General features: G+C 38.5%; 17 protein-coding genes. 13 read left to right on the top strand and 4 right to left on the bottom strand.

Annotated elements, in window-relative coordinates:
- Window position 1 precedes the first annotated feature (1 nt).
- From flgL to cudC, 4 genes are all read left to right on the top strand, one after another.
- Window positions 2-883 carry a flagellar hook-associated protein FlgL gene (gene flgL, locus ACNHOZ_RS20640; RefSeq protein WP_034264317.1) on the top strand — a complete coding sequence of 294 codons (882 nt, stop codon included), beginning with the start codon at window positions 2-4 and terminating at the stop codon, window positions 881-883.
- A gap of 81 nt (window positions 884-964) precedes the next feature.
- Complete coding sequence (gene fliW / locus ACNHOZ_RS20635; protein WP_045293745.1) at window positions 965-1,387, top strand: flagellar assembly protein FliW; 423 nt, start codon at window positions 965-967, stop codon at window positions 1,385-1,387.
- A 24-nt stretch (window positions 1,388-1,411) separates the two neighbouring features.
- Window positions 1,412-1,642 carry a carbon storage regulator CsrA gene (gene csrA, locus ACNHOZ_RS20630; RefSeq protein WP_029714345.1) on the top strand — a complete coding sequence of 77 codons (231 nt, stop codon included), beginning with the start codon at window positions 1,412-1,414 and terminating at the stop codon, window positions 1,640-1,642.
- 226 nt (window positions 1,643-1,868) lie between these two features.
- Window positions 1,869-2,423: a choline uptake/conversion transcriptional regulator CudC gene (cudC, locus tag ACNHOZ_RS20625; RefSeq protein WP_028409671.1), complete on the top strand. Its 555-nt coding sequence runs from the start codon at window positions 1,869-1,871 to the stop codon at window positions 2,421-2,423.
- A gap of 42 nt (window positions 2,424-2,465) precedes the next feature.
- On the opposite strand, the gene ACNHOZ_RS20620 is transcribed toward cudC, so the two are convergent.
- Entirely contained in the window at window positions 2,466-3,668 is a 1,203-nt protein-coding gene (locus ACNHOZ_RS20620) for an iron-containing alcohol dehydrogenase (protein ID WP_016765895.1), read from the bottom strand.
- A 21-nt stretch (window positions 3,669-3,689) separates the two neighbouring features.
- The gene (gene betB / locus ACNHOZ_RS20615; protein WP_196299099.1) at window positions 3,690-5,180 is read right to left on the bottom strand and encodes a betaine-aldehyde dehydrogenase; all 1,491 of its coding nucleotides are present in this window, start codon (window positions 5,178-5,180) and stop codon (window positions 3,690-3,692) included.
- 630 nt (window positions 5,181-5,810) lie between these two features.
- On the opposite strand from betB, the gene ACNHOZ_RS20610 reads away from it, so the two are divergent.
- Window positions 5,811-7,523, top strand: coding sequence for a sodium:solute symporter family protein (locus ACNHOZ_RS20610; protein WP_048021760.1), 1,713 nt, complete (start codon window positions 5,811-5,813; stop codon window positions 7,521-7,523).
- Window positions 7,524-7,562: 39 nt separating this feature from the next.
- Here ACNHOZ_RS20610 and ACNHOZ_RS20605 read toward each other — a convergent pair whose 3' ends face one another.
- A complete protein-coding gene (locus ACNHOZ_RS20605) occupies window positions 7,563-8,960 on the bottom strand; it encodes an amino acid permease (RefSeq protein ID WP_048021762.1) in 1,398 nt (465 codons plus the stop codon).
- A gap of 331 nt (window positions 8,961-9,291) precedes the next feature.
- On the opposite strand from ACNHOZ_RS20605, the gene ACNHOZ_RS20600 reads away from it, so the two are divergent.
- The 5 genes from ACNHOZ_RS20600 (at window position 9,292) to hpf (ending at window position 13,473) form a co-directional block, all read left to right on the top strand.
- Window positions 9,292-9,972, top strand: coding sequence for a hypothetical protein (locus ACNHOZ_RS20600; protein WP_048021764.1), 681 nt, complete (start codon window positions 9,292-9,294; stop codon window positions 9,970-9,972).
- A gap of 201 nt (window positions 9,973-10,173) precedes the next feature.
- Window positions 10,174-11,973 carry a flagellar filament capping protein FliD gene (gene fliD, locus ACNHOZ_RS20595; RefSeq protein ID WP_048021766.1) on the top strand — a complete coding sequence of 600 codons (1,800 nt, stop codon included), beginning with the start codon at window positions 10,174-10,176 and terminating at the stop codon, window positions 11,971-11,973.
- A gap of 16 nt (window positions 11,974-11,989) precedes the next feature.
- A complete protein-coding gene (gene fliS / locus ACNHOZ_RS20590) occupies window positions 11,990-12,391 on the top strand; it encodes a flagellar export chaperone FliS (RefSeq protein WP_028412023.1) in 402 nt (133 codons plus the stop codon).
- A 2-nt stretch (window positions 12,392-12,393) separates the two neighbouring features.
- Window positions 12,394-12,732 carry a hypothetical protein gene (locus ACNHOZ_RS20585; protein ID WP_048021767.1) on the top strand — a complete coding sequence of 113 codons (339 nt, stop codon included), beginning with the start codon at window positions 12,394-12,396 and terminating at the stop codon, window positions 12,730-12,732.
- Window positions 12,733-12,921: 189 nt separating this feature from the next.
- A complete protein-coding gene (gene hpf, locus ACNHOZ_RS20580; RefSeq protein ID WP_013059750.1) occupies window positions 12,922-13,473 on the top strand; it encodes a ribosome hibernation-promoting factor, HPF/YfiA family in 552 nt (183 codons plus the stop codon).
- Window positions 13,474-13,546: 73 nt separating this feature from the next.
- Here hpf and ACNHOZ_RS20575 read toward each other — a convergent pair whose 3' ends face one another.
- Window positions 13,547-13,951 carry a GNAT family N-acetyltransferase gene (locus tag ACNHOZ_RS20575; protein ID WP_048021769.1) on the bottom strand — a complete coding sequence of 135 codons (405 nt, stop codon included), beginning with the start codon at window positions 13,949-13,951 and terminating at the stop codon, window positions 13,547-13,549.
- 226 nt (window positions 13,952-14,177) lie between these two features.
- On the opposite strand from ACNHOZ_RS20575, the gene secA reads away from it, so the two are divergent.
- The 3 genes from secA (at window position 14,178) to ACNHOZ_RS20560 (ending at window position 19,931) form a co-directional block, all read left to right on the top strand.
- Entirely contained in the window at window positions 14,178-16,694 is a 2,517-nt protein-coding gene (gene secA, locus ACNHOZ_RS20570) for a preprotein translocase subunit SecA (protein ID WP_447697282.1), read from the top strand.
- 99 nt (window positions 16,695-16,793) lie between these two features.
- Window positions 16,794-17,892 (top strand): peptide chain release factor 2 gene (gene prfB / locus ACNHOZ_RS20565; RefSeq protein ID WP_114896991.1). Its coding sequence is split into 2 segments (ribosomal slippage): window positions 16,794-16,856 and window positions 16,858-17,892, totalling 1,098 coding nucleotides; the frame shifts between segments, so codons are not numbered across the junction.
- A gap of 305 nt (window positions 17,893-18,197) precedes the next feature.
- Window positions 18,198-19,931 carry an alkaline phosphatase D family protein gene (locus ACNHOZ_RS20560; protein ID WP_375166611.1) on the top strand — a complete coding sequence of 578 codons (1,734 nt, stop codon included), beginning with the start codon at window positions 18,198-18,200 and terminating at the stop codon, window positions 19,929-19,931.
- Window positions 19,932-19,934: the final 3 nt, after the last annotated feature.

Below are 19,934 nucleotides of genomic sequence, written 5' to 3'. Positions count from 1 at the left end.
GATGCGTGTCACACAAGGAATGTTAGCGGCTAATTCGTTAAAACAGATTAGCAATAGCTATAATAAGCTGGAAACCCTTCAAAACCAATTATCAACGGGAAAGAAAATTACTCGTCCTTCCGATGACCCGGTAGTCGCTACGAAAGGAATGGCGTATCGGTCTAATCTTTCTGAAGTAAATCAATATAAACGTAATTTAACAGAAGCTCAGTCTTGGTTTGATAGTTCAGAATCAGGACTTGAACAAGTCAATTCCATTCTTCAGCGCACTAAAGAGCTGGTCGTGCAAGGGTTAAACGGTACGAATGAAAGTGATGACCGACAAGCGATTGCACGTGAAATTGAACAGTTAAAGCTGGATTATATGCAAGTCGGCAATACGCAGGTGGCAGGAAACTATATCTTTAACGGTGTAAATGTAGGAGCGCCACCTGTTAGTGAGGACGCAAGTGGTACAATCAAGTCAACTATTAACCTGGATCCTTTTTCGGTTGAGGTATCAAAAGGTATCCAGCTGAGAGTCAATATTCATCCTGAAAACATCTTTGGACAAGGTGCATTCGACTTAATGAACAATGTTCAAACAGCTTTTGAACAAAACGATGTAAACTCACTAAAAGATCTTTCTACACAGGTAGACACGCAGCTGTCTACGCTATTAGCGGAGCGATCTGAATTGGGAGCAAGGAGCAATCGGCTTGAGCTGATCGAAAACCGCCTTGATTCACAGGAAATTACGGCTACTAAGATGCTTTCAAATAATGAAGATGCAGATATTGAAAAAGTCATTACGGATTTAACCGTACAAGAAAGCGTGCATCGTGCTGCTTTGGGAGTAGGGGCTCAAATTATTCAGCCTACGCTGCTAGATTTCTTGCGTTAAAAAGCTCCTTCTAAACAGAAGGAGCTTTTTTATAATGAAAAAAGATAACAAGAAAAAATTAATTAGCAAAGGTGTGATGAGATGAAAATTTCCACAAGCTATCATGGAGATATAGAAATAGATAATCAGCAAACACTGACATTTAATCAAGGGATTCCAGGATTTTTGGAAGAAACTGAATTTGTTATTTTACCACTTCCGGAAGCCGAAGCTTTCCAAGTTCTGCAGTCTATTCAAACCAAAGAATTAGCTTTTATTATCACGGATCCATTTCAGTTTTTTTTAGATTATGATTTTCAACTAGAACCTCAGGAAATCGAAAAGCTTCAATTACAACAAGCGGAAGATGCAGCTGTTTACGTATTGCTTACGATGTCAGATTCTGTGGAAAAGATAACGGCTAATTTGCAGGCTCCTGTTATTATTAATACAAAGCAACAGCTTGCTAAGCAAGTGATTTTAATGAATACAGCTTACGAAACGAAGCACAGGTTATTTGAGTAAGAGGAATAGATAAGGAGTGAGTCCATGCTTGTTTTAACACGAAAGTTACATGAAACAATCAAAATAGGTGATGAAATTGAAGTGACCGTCCTTGCAGTTAATGGTGATCAAGTAAAGTTAGGAATTCAAGCTCCAAAGTCTGTAGATATTCATAGACAAGAGATTTATGAAGAAATACGTAACGAAAATAAAAGTGCTTCTCAAATTACATTACATGCTATTGATATGCTGAAACAATTACCGAAAAAGAAATAAAACAATCAGGTTGAAAATAATTAAAAATATACCGTATAAATAATATCTAAATCGGGAAAGATAAACATATAGTATTCCCCACTATGTCTTAAGCCTTTCTCTTTAAGAGAAGGCTTCTTTTTTATCAAAAAATTGAACTGAATTTCTGTTTTTTTCCTTTTTATCGTGTATCATTAAATTTATTAAGTATAATTCAAATAAATTTAACAAAAGAGGAGAAGAGTAAATGAGTGATGTTCAAGAGTATCATGATTTATTAAAAGAAGCCGAAGATGTGGTTGTCAGTGCTTTAGCTGATACGATGGATTTATATGGTGTTACACCTTCAGTAGGAAGGCTGTATGGCATGCTTTATTTTATGGATGAACCTGTTACATTAGATCAAATGAGTGAAGAATTGGGTATGAGTAAACCAACGATGAGTACATCTATTCGTTCACTGCAAAATATTGACATGGTCCACAAAGTGTGGAAAAAAGGTGTTCGAAAAGACTTATATGAAGCAGAAAAAGATTTTTCTAAGTCCTTTTTTTCATTTTTCTGTAAGAAGTGGCAAAGAGAAATTTCAGTTAATTTAGAGGCAATCGAAGAAGCGGAAAACAAGCTGCAGATTCTTTTAAATGATGAAGATGTACCTGAGGAGATCGCAGTAAAAGCAAAGCGTAATTTAGCGCAGATTATAGAGTCCAAACATTATTATCATTTCTTGAAAAAAGTAGTGAAAGTTTTTGACGACCGAAGAATCATCGATATTTTAAATGAAGAATTAGCGAAAGAGTAACATAAAAAAGGCTGTTGAAAAATCAACAGCCTTTTATCATTTTTATACGGTTAATGGTGTAGCTTCAAAACAGCGGTTATAAATCCATTCGTAACTTTTTACAGTTAAATCACGAGGATTCCCAACTGTTTGAGGATCATTAAATGCTTCTTGCGCTAAGCGAGAAACCGCTTCTTTTGGAACACCTTGTTCTTCTAAAGAAGGGATTTGTACATCTTTAACTAATTGATATACTTCACGAACAGCTGCTTGAGCTGCTTCTTCAAGTGTTAGTTCATGTGTATTGACCCCTAGAGCTTGAGCTATGCGCGCAAATTTCTCAGGCTCACCCATCCAGTTATACTCCATTACAGGACCTAGCATTGCTGCTACGCAAGGGCCATGGGCAATTGGATAAATGCCTCCTAATGTTTGAGCCATCGCGTGAGCTGCTCCTGCAGATTCACTTCCATATGAAAGGCCAGCAAGCATAGCTGCATGCGCCATTCCATAGCGTGCTTCGATATCCTGTCCATTTGCAACTGCACGTCGTAAGTATTTTCCAACGTACTCAATAGCCAATAAAGCAACAGAGTCTGTCATTGGTTGCGCAAAGTGGCATGTATAACACTCAATTGCATGAGCTAATGCGTCAATTCCTGTACCGGCCGTAATATGTGAAGGCATAGATACGTGCAGTTCTGGATCAATAATTGTTAAGTGAGCAGCAATTAAAGGTCCACCTGTATTAAACTTAAACTCACGAACAGGATCCGTAATGACGGCCCATTGTGTGACTTCGCTTCCTGTACCCGCAGTTGTAGGGATTGTTGTTAAAGGAGGGATACGTTTTGTTAAAGGTTTTTTTCCTTCAGCTGCTTCATAATCTAAGACGGGAGCATTATGAGCTACTTCTACACCAATAGCTTTTGCCGTATCCATTGAACTTCCGCCTCCAACAGCTACTAGTCCGTTGCATCCATTTTCCTTGTACATTTTTGTGCCGTCTGCTACTACGTGAATAGAAGGGTTGGCTTCTACTTGGTCAAATAGAATAACGTCTACGTCCGCTTCTTTTAAACTAGCGATTACGGGATCTGCTAAACCTACTTTTTTTACACCAGGATCTGTTACTAATAAAACTTTAGACACACCTAGGTTTTTTACTTCCTCTCCAGTATGTTTTACAGCACCAATTCCATGTTTTACAACCGTTGGCATCTCAAAACTTTTTAAACGTTCCATTCTTTCAAATCGCATAAACATCTTTAAATTCCCCCTTAATTTTTATTGAAACCAGCGCATTGGCTGTGGATTTGTATTGGTATAAATATGTTTAATTTCCGTATACTCTTCTAGACCGATATGGCTAAGCTCTCTTCCAATCCCAGATTGCTTATAACCTCCCCAAGGAGCCTGCGGGAAGTAGGGATGATAATCGTTAATCCAAGTTGTTCCCATACGGAGTGCTTTCACTACACGTTCAGCTCGGTTCATATCACTTGTCCAAACAGCTCCAGCTAATCCATAGATCGTATCGTTAGCAAGTGCGACTGCTTCTTCTTCAGTACTGAAGCGCTCAATTGTCATAATCGGACCAAATGACTCTTCTTGGACAACTTTCATGTCTCCATGACAGTTTGTAAAAATAGTTGGTTCGATAAATAAGCCTTTTTGTAAAGAATCCTGAGTCGGACGCTTGCCTCCTAAAACAAGAGAAGCACCTTCTTGTTTCCCTAGCTCAATATAATGTTCCACTTTAGCTAGATGTTCTTTTGAGATAACGGGTCCCATTTGAGTGGCTTCGTCCATGCCGTCCCCTAGCTTAATTTTTTTGGCTTGTTCAATAACTGCTGAAACAAATTTATCGTGAATATCATCTTGAACGAGTAATCTCGCACCAGCTGAACAAACTTGACCAGCATGAAAGAAGACCGCATTTAATGCATAGTCAACCGCAGTGTCAAAGTCAGCGTCAGCAAAGACGATATTCGGATTTTTCCCTCCGAGTTCAAGAGCAATTTTTTTAAAGTTGCCTGCGGCAGCCTGCATGACTTTACGTCCAGATACTCCGCCACCTGTAAAGGAAACTAAATCTACTAAGTGACTCTCTGCCATTTCTTGTCCAGCGGTCGCACCTGGACCGAGCACAATGTTAATGACGCCTGCTGGAAAGCCAACTCTTTCAAAAATTTTCATCATATGAATAGTTGTTAAAGGGGTGATTTCGCTTGGTTTAATAACAATTGTGTTCCCAGCAGCAAGTGCGGGAGCCAATTTCCAAGAGGCTTGCAATAACGGGTAATTCCAAGGAGTAATTTGGCTGCACACGCCTACAGGCTCACGGACAACGCGGCTAACAGAATCGGGATTAGGTGACTCAATCATCTGTCCGCCATCTTTATCTGCTAATCCAGCATAGTATTGAAAGACATCAGCAATTCCATCCATGTCTGCTAGGCTTTCAACGAGGGTTTTTCCGGTATTTAAGGTTTCAAGCTTTGCTAGTTCCTCGCGATCATTGCGAATTTCTTCCGCTACTTTAAATAACAAAGAACCTCTTTCGGCCGCTGTAAATTTAGACCATTCACCTGCATCAAAAGCTTTTCTAGCTGATTCAATGGCTTCTATGGCATCAGCACGATTTCCTTCTGTAACGACAGCGATAACCTCTTGATTAAAGGGGTTTACAATTTCTCTTTTCTCGCCGCTGCGTGCTTCAACCCATTGGCCGTTTATGTGCATTTTCTCAAGCATAAGTGTTTGTTCCAATAGCATCGACCTCCAAATAATAGAATTTGTTAAATTTATATTTAACGTTCTTAACAATTTTAATTATAGCATCGGCCATTTAATTTAGTCAAATCTAAAAACTTTAAATGTTCTGAATTTAAATTGATTTTCTTCTCTATTAAGAGCTGATTATTCGGATATTAAGAAAAAATTTAACAAAAAGTAATTAAAAAATACTGATTGCTATGTCCCTTGATACAAAAGGTTTTTTTATGTATGAGCTATGAGAATATTATTCTTTTTTTATATGAAAACCCTTAAACTTTTTTGACAATATCCTAAACATTCAGATATATTAACCATAGTACGATATCTGCTTGCATACAAACCTTGAGAAACAAAGGATTTTGAATGTGAAAATTAAGAAAGGAGTTTAGAGAGAAGATGAAAATAATTATGAATTTTTAGCTGAATAATAAAATAAGTCAATTTAAATTATTTTAATATAATTATATAAACGTAATTTCTCCCCTTCGTATTGGTATTTATAATCCAACTATTTATAGTTTATTCTAAAAAAATCTATTTTTAGGTTTAATTGTATGCTGGTAGGAAAAAGGAATAGAGGACAGTTATGTCTTTAGATTTCTTTATCAATTTAAAGGATGTGAGACGATGCAAAATGCTAAAAAGCCATTTCGTTCAGACACACAACAAGCCAGGCCTGAAAAGTCGAATGAGACTTCTGACTTTTCAGGGAAATCAAACAGAAACAACCGTCTACTAACCCCCTTATGGACAACTATTATAGGATTTTTCATCTTTATGGTTGTCGCATTTATCTATTCTCTCTATAATCCAGATCTCTATTGGCCAGGCCTCATTTTAATGTTCATTATGTATGGTGTTATCTACTTTATTGGTGCTCGAGCTGCTGCAAGTAAAAAAGGAAAATCAGATGATATGCTTGTTGCGGGAAGATCTATGCCGCTATGGATTTCAATGTTCACAATGACCGCTACTTGGGTAGGTGGAGGGTATATTGCTGGAACGGCCGAAACTGTTTATTCCTCAGGACTGACTTGGACGCAAGCGCCATGGTGTTATTCAATCAGCTTAATTTTAGGCGGTATCTTTTTTGCTAGAAAGATGAGAAGGTTTGAGTTTATGACAATGCTCGATCCTCTAGAATCTCGTTTCGGTAAGAAAATGGCTACGGTTCTTTATTTTCCAGCTATATTAGGAGAGCTGTTTTGGAGCGCAGCTATCTTAACTGCTTTAGGAACAACATTCGGTGTGATTTTAGGCCTCAGTTTTTCAATTTCCATCATTCTTTCCGCACTTATTGCCATTGCATACACCGTGATTGGCGGCTTGTGGGCAGTAGCACATACCGATATCTTACAGCTTTCTATTATGTTTTTAGGATTATTTCTGGTGCTTCCTTTTGCATTTTCGAATACGGGAGGGGTGGGAGCCGTTTTTTCTACTTATTCAGAAGGTATGACTGGTTCTCTTCATTTATTTCCTCCATTAAAAGGCTGGGAAGATCCAAAATGGGGAAATACATATTGGCAATGGTGGGATAGCACATTTTTACTTATTTTTGGTGGTATTCCATGGCAGATTTATTTTCAGCGCGTGTTATCTGCTAAAAATGAAAAAGCAGCAATGTGGCTATCTATTACAGCCGGCATTTTTTGCGCTCTAGCGGCCTTGCCTCCAACTTTAATAGGAATGATTGGTTACAGTGCGGACTGGTCTTCATTTGGAGCGTCAAGCCCTGAGAGCGCGTCTATGATTTTAACATACGTATTTAAATATCTAACGCCTGATTTAGTAGGAGCGATTGCGCTTGGAGGACTAGCTGCTGCCGTCATGGCTGCAGTAGCGGCTTCGTTACTTTCAGCTTCGGGAATGGCAGCTTGGAACGTGTATCGTCCGATTGTAAAACCAAATGCGACACAGGCGCAGTTAGATAAAGTTATTAAACGTTCTATCATTATCATTGGAACTGGAGCAACTTTAATTGCTTTAAACTCTGAGAGTGTCTACTCCTTATGGTATTTATCAGGGGACCTAGTGTATTGTATTCTTTTTCCACAAATGGTTTGCGCTTTGTTCTTTAAAGGAGCAAACTGGTACGGATCTTTGGCTGGATTCATTGTGTCTCTTGTTCTTCGAATCGGTGGAGGGGAACCGCTGCTTCATTTAAAAGCGCTGCTTCCGTATCCGATGATAGAAGACGGGGTGGTCATGTTTCCATTTCGTACATTTGCGATGGTAGGCGGGTTGTTAACTATTTTTATTGTTTCTTACGCAACGCGACGCATTTGCCCTCCTCAGCCGCTTCGAAACCTTCATCGTGACATATCGGTTGAGAAATAATCAAAAACAAAATAAAAAAAGCCGCATCTGCGGCTTTTTTTATTTTGCAATATTTTCTGACTTGGAAAATTGATCGTCAGGTCGCTTGTTATTTGTTTTTTTGATGAACGAGTATGAAAGAAGAACAACAGCGGTTAATCCAAGAGTTAAGAAAAACTGTGAGCGCATCGAATCAATAAATGCCATTGATAAGAAGATCACGGTAATAACAGCAATTGTTACGTATGTTAAATACGGGAACAACCACATTTTCATTCCTTTAATTGGCTGGTTGGCTTGAATCATTTTCTTACGCAGGCGTAAATGCGAAATAGCGATAGCTAAGTACACAATAAGAGCAATGGCTCCTGATGCGTTAACTAAGAATAAAAAGAGTTTATCCGGCGAAACGAAGCTAAAGATAGCACATACATATGCGGCAGCTGTGCTAATCCATACGGCTCTTGCCGGCACGCCTGATTTGCTTACCTTTGCTAAAGCACGAGGAGCTTGTCCTTTTTGAGCTAATGATAAAATCATTCGCGAGTTCGTATATAAAGCAGAGTTTAAGCAAGACAAAACGGATACTAATACGACTAAATTCATAATTTGTGCAGCTGCTGGAATGTTGACCATTTCTAACATTGTTACGTACGGACTTTTTAGTAAATCAGCTGAGTTCCAAGGTAAAAGAGTTACTAAAATAGCAACTGAACCAATATAGAAAATTAAAATTCGCCATACGACACTGCGAATAGCAGTTGTAATAGCTTTTGCTGGATTTTCTGATTCACTAGCTGCAATAGCCGCAATTTCAGCTCCAAAATAAGAGAAAATAACGGTAATAACTCCTAAAAAGATAGAGTTCGTACCTTTTGGCATAAAGCCTCCGTGCCCCGTTAAATTAGCTAAACCAGGTGAAGATGTACCTGGGATTAATCCGAAAATAATAGCTAAACCGATTCCCATAAAAGCAACGATTGCCACAATTTTAATCATTGCAAACCAATATTCAAATTCTCCAAATGATTTGACAGAGAATAAGTTTGTTAAGGTTAATGCAAAGGTTAAGATTAAGCTTAAAAGCCAAATTGGTACGGAAGGGAGCCATTCATGAACAATTGCTCCTCCTGCAGTGGCTTCGATTGCAATTACAATTAGCCAGAAAAACCAGTAAAGCCATCCAACAGCATAACCTGCCCACGGGCCAATTCCTTGCTGAGCATATGTCGCGAATGAACCTTTATCTGGATTTACCATAGCCATTTCACCGAGCATACGCATTAATAGAACGACTAACAGTCCGGCTGCTGCATATGAAACTACTGCTGCTGGGCCTGTTGCGTTAATAACGGATCCGCTTCCTACAAACAAGCCGGCCCCGATAATACCTGCAATGGAAATCATGGAAACGTGACGTTGCTTTAACTTTCCGTGTGATTCTGTTTTGTTTCCCATCGTATTCACTCCTTTAGAATTATCGAAAGACTATTAGAAAATAAATTAAATTCTGAAAATATAAATAGAAATTCCTCCCCTTACCTTTATAATAAGCAAGAAGTGTGCCAATTATCAAATTCCTATAAAAATCGACTTTAAGTTACTAAAATCGACGCATTTTAAGTCGAAAAAGACTCGTTTTATTCACTATAGACTTATTCGCCATTTGGGATGTCGAGTATATACGTACATTTTATACAAGTTTTCGACATACATCTTATTTATCTTGTATGATAAAAGATAAATCGGTATTATGTTCCAAGAAGAATGTTTGAAAGGGTGCGTGTGTTTGAGAAAATTTATAGCTGTTATTTTTCTATTTATTATCCTTTTATTTGGGTTGTATTTTTTCGTTAGTCCAGTTAGAAATGTTGAAAAGCTTGATCAGACTGCTTCATTATCTTCACTAGCACAAGAAAAGTCCGCTCGTGCGACGTCGCTAGAACTGAACGGAGGCTCCCCTATTTTAGGCTACCGATTGAGTGAGAGCGATGTTAACGATTATTTGCGCAGCTACCTTTATGAAAATGATGAAACGGTTGAGGGAGCAGAAGTGGAGTTGCTTCCGGAACATATAAAATTTTATATTAATAAACATGTAGTATCTTTTATGGAATCACAGTTTGTAGTTGATGTAACACCAAATGCCGAGAATGGAAAGCTTGTTTTGAAGGTGAATAGTGTGCATTTAGGAAGAATGCCGATTCCGAGGTCTCTTGTATGGGATCGCTTAAATATTAACGAGTCTTCTGATGTCACGGTCGATAAAGAAATGAATGAAATTACTCTGCTCAATAATTTGCCAGATTCCATTTCGTTTGAGCAAGCAGATACAACGGATGAATATATAAATTTATCTGCCTCTGTAACCATTGATTCGTTACGAGATATTATAAATCTAGCACCATACCTTATTCCTAAGGATATTCAAAGGAATTTATCCCAGAAACTGAACTTGTTTGGCCAATAATAAAAAGCTCACTTATTGTAAAAAAATAAGTGAGCTTTTTCTATCTTGCACCATTTGACCTATGAAAAAAATGTTCGTTTTACCGATACAAAATAGGAAGTGGTAAACCCATGAACGAATAGGGAGATTCGAAAAAATATACTTATATTTTATGGCTAACAGTTGATGGATAGATGAATAAAAAAACGGTGGTGATGGTAAGTGGTAAGAGTAAGTGGATTAGCAAGCGGGATGGATATTGATCAAATCGTCAGTGATTTAATGAAGGCTGAACGAATGCCTATTGATAAGATGAAAAAACAAAAGCAAACGTTAGAGTGGCAGCGCGACGATTATCGCTCTATGAATTTGCTGTTATCAGACTTTAATAATCTTGCTTTTAATATGACCTTGCAGTCTTCTTATTCGTCTAAAACGGTATCTTCAGCAGATGAAACGAAAGTAAAAGCAACTGCAACTTCCTCAGCAGGAAACGCGTCTTATACCCTTTCAAACGTGACAATGGCGACTGCTGCTCAGAGTATTAGCTCTGAGAGTATTGCTTCTAAGATTGATCCAACGAAAAGCTTGTGGTCTCAACGGAATTTAATAGAAACTGATTCAAGTGTGTGGACTGAGAAAACAGTGGAACAAGCGGCTATAACGTTAAGTGCTGATACTAGCACAATAAAATTAGCTAAGGGTTCTGTTTCTGCTGTAAATCAGGGCACAGGCACTTTATCTGTTACCACTGATGGTATAAGTGAAGCGTATACCATAAAAATAGGAACAAAGGCGGAAACATTAGGCTCTGATGAAGTCTTCATTAACGAAGACACAGGTGAAATGACGTTTGGTACCACATTAACAAGCGGCAGCACAATTGAAGCGTTTTCCTATCAGCAAAACGTGCTGAATTTTTCTATTACAACTTACGACAGCAATGGAAAAGCCACAGGAGATGGTCCAGACGGCAGCACTGTATTTGAATTTGACGGTTCAACTTCATTAAACAACGTTCTCACACAAATCAGCAATTCGAAAGCAGGCATTTCAGCTTTTTTTGATGAAGGAACGAATAAAGTTGTCATGACTCGTAAAGATACGGGGAATTTATCTTCTGCTAACAGTGTGGAGGGTGCAAATATGGTTTTTTCAGACGGGTTTTTGACGGACTTTTTGCAGCTCAAAAGTGAAGTCAAAGGAACAGATGCAACATTTACGCTAAACGGTCTAGAAACAACTCGTAAATCCAATACATTTACAACGGGAGGCGTTACCTATACCCTTCAAAATAATTTCACAGGAGATGTGCGCGTTAACGTAAGCAATGATACGCAAAAAGTATTTGATACAATCAAAGATTTTGTGACTAAATATAATGAGCTGATTGAGAAAATTAATGGAAAGATTACCGAAGAAAGAGACCGAAACTATCAGCCTTTGACGGATCAAGAAAGAGAAAAGCTAACGGACAAACAAGCTGAGCAGTGGGATGATAAAGCAAAAAGCGGTTTGTTAAAAGGAGACACAATTTTATCAAGCGGGCTGAATCAAATGCGTTCTAACTGGTATGCCTCTGTATCAGGAGTGAGCGGAGCATTTTCACAGCTAACGGACATCGGTATTTCAACTAGCGCAAACTATAGTGATCGAGGCAAGCTAGTGATTGAAGGTGACGGGACTAAATTAAAAGAAGCAATTGAAAAAGACCCGCAGTCTGTTATGGATTTATTTATGAAAAGTGGAAGTACAACAAGTGAAAAAGGGATTGTACGACGTTTACGAGATACGATTACTCAAACCGTATCCAAAGTTGAGCAGCGCGCTGGCCGTTCAACATGGACAAGTGAACAATTTTTGCTTGGGCGGAATTTAAAAAGCGTAAACAGCCAAATTACTAGTTTTGAAAGCAGGCTCACACAAGTAGAGGACCGGTATTATCGTCAGTTTACAGCAATGGAGAAAGCCATTCAAAATGCAAATGCTCAAAGCGCGCAGTTATCGCAATATTTTAGTTAAGAAGGAGTGAACGTTTATGGCAGCAAATAATCCATATCAAGCGTATCAGCAGGGAGCTGTTCAGACTGCCTCTCCAGGAGAGTTAACGCTTATGCTGTATAACGGGTGTTTGAAATTTATCAAACTTGCACGAACAGGCATACAGGAAAAAAATATTGAGCTAAAAAATACGAATTTGTTAAAAGCACAAAATATTATTCAAGAATTAATGATTACCCTTGATACAAACGTGCAAGTTGCTAAGTCTATGATGACTATGTATGACTATATCAACCAGTGTTTAATTGAAGCGAACACAAAAAATGACATAGAGAGCTTGGATGAAGCCGAACAATATGTAACAGAGTTCCGCGATACGTGGAAGCAAGTTGTGCAGCTTCATCGCCAGCAAGTCCATGGAAGCGGCGGCCAAGCATAAATATGATAAACGAACTGTATCAGATAACTGACGAGATTTACCGACTTACTCAAATATTTTCTGACAAAAATCGAGAAGAGGACATTCAGAAATTAGAGTATCTTCTATTAAAAAGACGTGACCTCATGGAGAAGCTGCCGCCAAAAAGTAGAGATCATGAATGGATGGGTAAGAAAATTGTCGAAATGAATAAGACGATTGATCAAAATCTGATCTTCATCCGGCATCGAATCATGGAAGATCTCCGTTTGCTAAAAGTGAAAAAAAAGCATAATGACAGCTATGTAAACCCTTACGAAATGAAATCGTTTGATGGGATGTTTTACGATAAAAAAAATTAATTTTGCGTAAAAAATACAACCCTTCTTCTTATGAAGAAGGTCTATTTTTTTTGGTTTTTTCATAAACTTTTCTCAGGTTCCAAAAATTTTCACTAAATTTTCTAAAAATTTTAATAGTTTAGGAAGGGATTGTGTCGGGTATTGTAGAATTGTAGAGGTATAGCAATGGATTAAAGGAGGAGTTCGAACATGATGTATAACATTCGCGGTGAAAACATTGAGGTGACTCCAGCAATTAGGGAATACGTAGAGAAAAAGCTTGGTAAGTTAGAGCGTTATTTCGACGAGACACCAACTGCTGACGTAAATGTAAACTTAAAAGTCTACAATAACGATCAAAAAATAGAAGTCACAATCCCAATGAATGATCTCGTATTGAGAGCTGAAGAGACCCACAGTGATTTATACGCAGCTGTCGATCTTGTCCTAGATAAATTAGAGCGTCAAATTCGTAAACATAAAACAAAAGTGAATCGAAAAATGCGTGAAAAAGGTGCTGAGAAGTATCTATTTGCAGCATTAGAAAGTGAAGCGAACGTAGCTGTTGCAACTGAAGAGGATGAATTAGAGCTAGTTCGTACAAAACGATTTAATTTAAAACCAATGGATAGCGAAGAGGCTATTTTACAAATGAATATGTTAGGACATAGTTTCTTTGTATTTACAAATGCTGAGACAAACATTACAAACGTTGTGTACCGAAGAAAAGATGGCCGATATGGATTGATTGAACCAAACTAAAGGTTACAGTCTTTCTTAAATAAGAGCAGTAAAATAAAAGCAGCGTGCTTCCGCACGCTGCTTTTTTAGCTGTTTAAAAAAATAGCTCCATAACTACATAGCGTGTAGAAGATTTGGTGAATACACGCGTGGTTTCTTTCATTTTGAATGCCTGATAAAAAGATACTTTATTTTCTCGTGCGTTACACCAGACCCTTCGTAGCCCAAGATTCTTGAGTTTGAACAAAACTTCTTTTAGCAAATGACTGCCGTACCCTTTTCCTTGTTCTTCTTTGAGCGTAGCAAATTTCCGGAATTGAGCTTCATCACCTGTTATAAATAAGGAAACAACTGATTTTAACTCTCCTTTTTCAAACAGTCCATAGTGCATGCCTGATGGATCCTCTTTCAGCTGAACATAACTGAAATCTTTATGAGGCCACATGACGATATGTCGGACTTCCCAAGCTTGTTCTTTCGTAATCGTTTGAACGTTCATTCTACATTCCCCTTTTTTATTGTAAGAGTGAAGCAGGGAAAATCACAATAGAAAATAACTCCTTAATAGAGTAGTACTAGTAAAGAGACAGACGAAAAAGGGTACAAGTTGCTACTTGTTTAGCTGCAATGTTACAATTTTACTCAGAATGTTTTATAATGAAAGATACAGATATGAATGAAAATAGTATAAAATGTACTGATTATAAATAGAGGAGCGTTTTAATATGCTTGGATTATTTAAAAAAGTGTTTGACGGCAATCAGCGCCAAATCGGCCGTTTAGAAAAAATGGCGGACCAAATTGATGCGTTAGGTCCTGAAATAGCGTCTTTAACGGACGATCAGCTTCGTGAAAAAACAGCTGAATTTCAACAACGCTACCAAAATGATGAATCGCTCGATAACCTATTAGATGAAGCTTTTGCGGTTGTACGTGAAGCAGCGAAACGTGTGTTAGGCATGTATCCGTACAAAGTTCAGCTAATGGGGGGTATTTCTCTGCATGAAGGGAATATCTCGGAAATGAAAACGGGTGAAGGTAAAACGCTGACAGCTACTATGCCTGTATACTTAAACGCCATTACAGGCAAAGGTGTACATGTAGTAACAGTCAATGAATACTTAGCGAGCCGTGATGCTAGTGAAATGGGTCGTTTATATGAATTCCTAGGCTTGAAAGTAGGGTTAAACTTAAACCATTTAACGCGTGAAGAAAAACAAGAAGCATATGCAGCGGATATTACGTATAGTACAAATAATGAACTAGGATTTGACTATTTACGTGATAACATGGTGCTTTATAAAGAACAAATGGTTCAACGTCCGCTTCATTTTGCTGTAATCGATGAAGTTGACTCTATCTTAATTGATGAAGCACGTACGCCGCTTATTATATCCGGCAGCGCACAGAAATCGACTGCGCTTTATATTCAAGCTAATGCATTCGTTCGCACGCTTGATAAAGAAACCGATTTTACTTTTGATATCAAAACAAAAAGCGTTCAGCTAACCGAAGAAGGTATGTCAAAAGCCGAGCGCGCATTTGGCATTGAAAACTTATTTGATATTTCACACGTAGCGCTAAACCATCACATCAACCAAGCGCTTAAAGCACATATAACGATGCAAAACGATGTGGATTATGTAATTGATGAAGATCAAGTCGTAATCGTTGACCAATTTACTGGTCGTTTGATGAAAGGAAGACGTTTTAGTGACGGCTTGCATCAAGCTATCGAAGCTAAAGAGAACGTTGAGATTCAAAATGAAAGCATGACGTTAGCTACAATTACATTCCAAAACTACTTCCGTATGTATGAAAAATTATCAGGTATGACGGGTACAGCTAAAACGGAAGAAGAAGAATTCCGTAATATCTACAACATGCACGTTGTCGTTATTCCGACAAACAAGCCAATTTCACGTGATGATAAAGCGGATTTAATTTACAAGTCAATGGAAGGCAAGTTTAATGCGGTAGTGGAAGATATTGCTGAGCGCCACGCAAAAGGACAGCCTGTTCTTGTTGGTACAGTTGCGATTGAAACATCTGAAGTTTTATCAGCATTATTAAAGAAAAAAGGCATTCGCCATCACGTTTTAAATGCAAAACAGCATGAGCGTGAAGCGGATATTATCGAGAATGCGGGTCACAAAGGTGCGGTAACAATCGCAACGAATATGGCCGGTCGTGGTACGGATATTAAACTAGGTGAAGGTGTCGTTGAAGCTGGAGGTCTTGCTGTAATTGGTACAGAGCGTCATGAATCACGCCGTATTGATAATCAGCTCCGCGGACGTGCTGGACGTCAAGGGGACCCAGGGGTGTCTCAATTCTATCTATCCATGGAAGATGAATTAATGCGCCGATTTGGTTCTGATAATATGATGGCGATGATGGATCGTCTTGGTATGGATGATTCACAGCCAATTCAAAGTAAAATTGTAACAAGAGCTGTTGAATCCGCTCAAAAACGCGTTGAAGGTAATAACTTTGATGCGCGTAAACAATTGCTTCAATATGATGATGTTCTTCGTCAGCAGCGTGAAGTTATTTACAAACAACGCTTTGAAGTGCTTGATTCAGACAACTTACGTGCGATTGTAGAACGTATGATTGAATCAACGCTACAGCGTGTGGTTGAGGTAAATACACCGCGTGAAGAATTAGAAGAAGAATGGAATTTACAAGCGATTATTGATTACGTAAATGCTAATGTTCTTGAGGAAGGCGAAGTCACAGAAGAAGATCTTCGCCGTAAAGAGCCTGAAGAAATGGTAGAACTGCTGGTAGATCATGCAAAAGCTCGTTATAATGAAAAAGAAGAGCAGCTCCCTGAAGAACAAATGCGTGAATTCGAAAAAGTAGTTGTTCTTAGAGCAGTTGATTCTAAATGGATGGATCATATCGATACGATGGATCAGCTTCGCCAAGGTATCCACCTTCGTGCGTACGGCCAAACAGATCCTCTTCGCGAATACCAAATGGAAGGTTTTGCGATGTTTGAAAATATGATTGCAACCATTGAAGAAGAAGTGACGAAGTATATCATGAAAGCAGAAATTAACAACAACCTTGAGCGTCAAGAAGTAGCGCAAGGTCAGGCGGCTGTTCATCCAAAAGAAGGAGACGCGCCGGCTAAGAAGAAGCCAAAAGTAAATGCGATAGAAGTTGGCCGAAATGATCCTTGTATCTGTGGAAGTGGCAAAAAGTATAAAAACTGCTGCGGTAAAGAATCATAAAATAAGAGTCAATTAGTATAGAATGAACTAGTACAGGAAGGAAATGAGTCTTCTCATTTCCTTCCTGTGCGTCAAAAATAAAATAGAGGTGTTTAACTCATGGATTTAGTAGAAATTAAGCAAGAACTTGACAAAACAGCTAAGCGATTAGCGGACTTTAGGGGGTCTCTTTGACCTCGATACAAAACAAGCTCGTATCGATGAATTAGATGAGACTATGGCTGATCCAAATTTTTGGAATGACCAGCAGGCAGCTCAGACTGTTATTAATGAAGCCAATGGTTTAAAAGATGCAGTAAATCAATTTAACCACTTAGATGAAACATACGAAAATTTACAGATATCTCATGAACTTGTAAAAGAAGAATACGATGAAGATTTAGCAGAAGAACTAGTTAGTGAACTAAAAGAGCTTATTTCAGGCATGAACGACTTTGAATTACAGCTGCTTTTAAGCGAGCCGTATGATAAAAATAACGCTATTTTAGAATTGCACCCAGGTGCTGGTGGAACAGAATCACAGGATTGGGGTTCAATGTTACTACGTATGTATACGCGCTGGGCGGAGAAAAAAGGTTTCAAAGTAGAAACACTTGATTACTTACCTGGGGATGAAGCTGGTATTAAAAGTGTAACGCTTTTAATTAAAGGCCATAATGCGTACGGGTATTTAAAAGCTGAAAAAGGCGTTCATCGTCTCGTTCGCATTTCTCCGTTTGATTCATCAGGCCGTCGCCATACGTCATTCGTATCGTGCGACATAATGCCGGAATTTAACGATGAAATTTCAATTGATATTCGTACGGAAGATTTGAAGGTTGATACGTACCGTGCAAGCGGTGCCGGAGGTCAGCATATCAATACAACAGATTCAGCTGTTCGTATTACTCACCTCCCAACTAATGTAGTCGTATCTTGTCAGACGGAACGTTCACAAATTAAAAACCGTGAGCAAGCAATGAAGATGTTAAAATCTAAGTTGTATCAGTTAGAAATTGAGAAGCAGCAAGAACAGCTAGCTGAAATCCGCGGAGAACAAAAAGATATTGGATGGGGAAGTCAAATTCGTTCTTACGTATTCCATCCGTATTCGTTAGTAAAAGATCACCGCACAAATACGGAAGTCGGAAACACGCAAAGTGTAATGGATGGAGATCTAGATCCGTTTATTGATGCGTATTTACGTTCTCATATTTAATCAAAAGGCAGTATACCTCGGTATGCTGCCTTTTTTTAGTTGTTAGGACTTTGTAAAATTTGAATGAAGAAAAACGAGCGTAAAGAACTATTTGTAGATAGAAAATTAAGAAAATGCAGAAATTTAAAGGTTGCTGTCGTCCGTTCGCTTATTTTGTCAATGAAATAAAATGGTTTAAAATACCTATTTTATGGTAAATGCTTCTTTACAATCCTTTATACCTCTTTTACAAACAGCTTTTATAATTTGAGTTAAATCAAGAGGAAGGGGCATGTGCAGTGGCAAATAAATCGTTACACGAATTAATAGAGCAAGTAAAACAGAACAGTTTTTCTTCGAGTAAAGGGTTTGATAGAAGGCGTTTTTTACAAGGAGCTGGAAAAGTAGCAGGAGTATCACTTGGCTTAACAATTGCTCAGTCTATCGGTTTAAATGCAGTAGAAGTTTCAGCGGCAGCGCCTAAATTTTCAAGTTATCCGTTCACTTTAGGCGTCGCATCGGGAGATCCTTTAGCAGATAGTATTGTTCTTTGGACAAGATTAGCACCAGACCCATTGAATGGCGGGGGAATGCCTAATCAACCCGTTCCAGTAAAATGGGAGCTTGCCGAAGATGAAGACTTTCATCGAATTGTCAAACGAGGAACAGAAATTGCTAGACCTGAACTTGCTCACTCTGTTCACGTTGATGTAAAAGGATTAAAGCCAGGCCGTATTTATTATTATCAATTTAAAAGCGGTCATGAGTTAAGCCCGGTTGGAAAAACAAAAACACTTCCTTCAGCAAATGCAGAAGTAGCCAGCATGACGTTTGCATTCGCTTCGTGTCAACAGTATGAACATGGTTACTTTACAGCTTATGAACATATGGTTAAAGAACAATTGGATTTTGTGGTTCATTTGGGCGATTACATCTATGAATATGGACCAAACGAGTATGTGGCTGCAAGCGGAAATGTTCGTACTCACAGCAGCGCAGAAATTCAAACGCTTCAAGACTATCGAAACAGGCATGCTCAGTACAGGTCAGATGCCAATTTGAAGTCTGCTCATGCTGCTTTTCCTTGGATTGTGACGTGGGATGATCATGAAGTAGAAAACAATTATGCAAATGTAATTCCTGAAAAAGGACAATCAGTAGAAGCATTTATTCAACGCCGCGCGGCAGCTTATCAAGCTTATTACGAACATATGCCTTTGCGTCAAACATCCTTGCCTCACGGAACGGATATGAGATTGTATCGTGACTTTTCATATGGGAAACTAGCTTCCTTTCAAGTGTTGGATACGCGTCAATACAGAGACGATCAAGCAAACGGAGACGGAACAAAGCCGCAAACGCCAGAATCTCTTGATCCTAAACGTACACTATTAGGGATTGAACAAGAAAAATGGCTTTTTACTAATCTTGAAAAATCAGCGTGTCATTGGAACGTACTGGCTCAACAAATTTTCTTTGCTCCCAGAAAATTTGGAACGGCGGCTAAGCCTACATACAGCATGGATGCATGGGATGGGTATACGGCGAATCGTCAGCGTGTTATTGATTTTATTGAAAAGAAAAAGTTGGACAACGTCATTGTACTAACTGGAGATGTGCACGCTAACTGGGCTTCTAATTTACACACGGATTTTTCCAATCTTAATTCAAGAATTATTGGTGCAGAGTTCGTTGGCACCTCCATCACTTCCGGAGGGAACGGAGCAGATAAACGAGCTGATACGGATAAAATTTTAAGTCAAAATCCCCATCTTACATTCTTTAATGATTACAGAGGATATGTAAGGTGTACGGTCACTCCTGATATATGGCAAGCTGATTATCGCGTTGTGCCTTTTGTAACAGAACCTGGTGCGGAAATTTCAACTCGAGCTTCCTTTCAATATAAAAAAGATGGAAAAGGTATGACAGAAGTTGAAGTAAATAACGTGCCGCGTGGGCTAAAGATTTCTAAGGAAGTAGAGGAAGATCGTATGCGGGCACACGGGAAAGCACATGAAAAACAAGAGTTGAAAAAGAAAGAAAAAGTACAGCAGTAAATT

Source organism: Priestia sp. D51 (genome assembly GCF_053345675.1).
The sequence above is the reverse complement of the archived record's forward strand: the minus strand, read 5'-3'. Positions and strand labels throughout refer to the sequence as shown.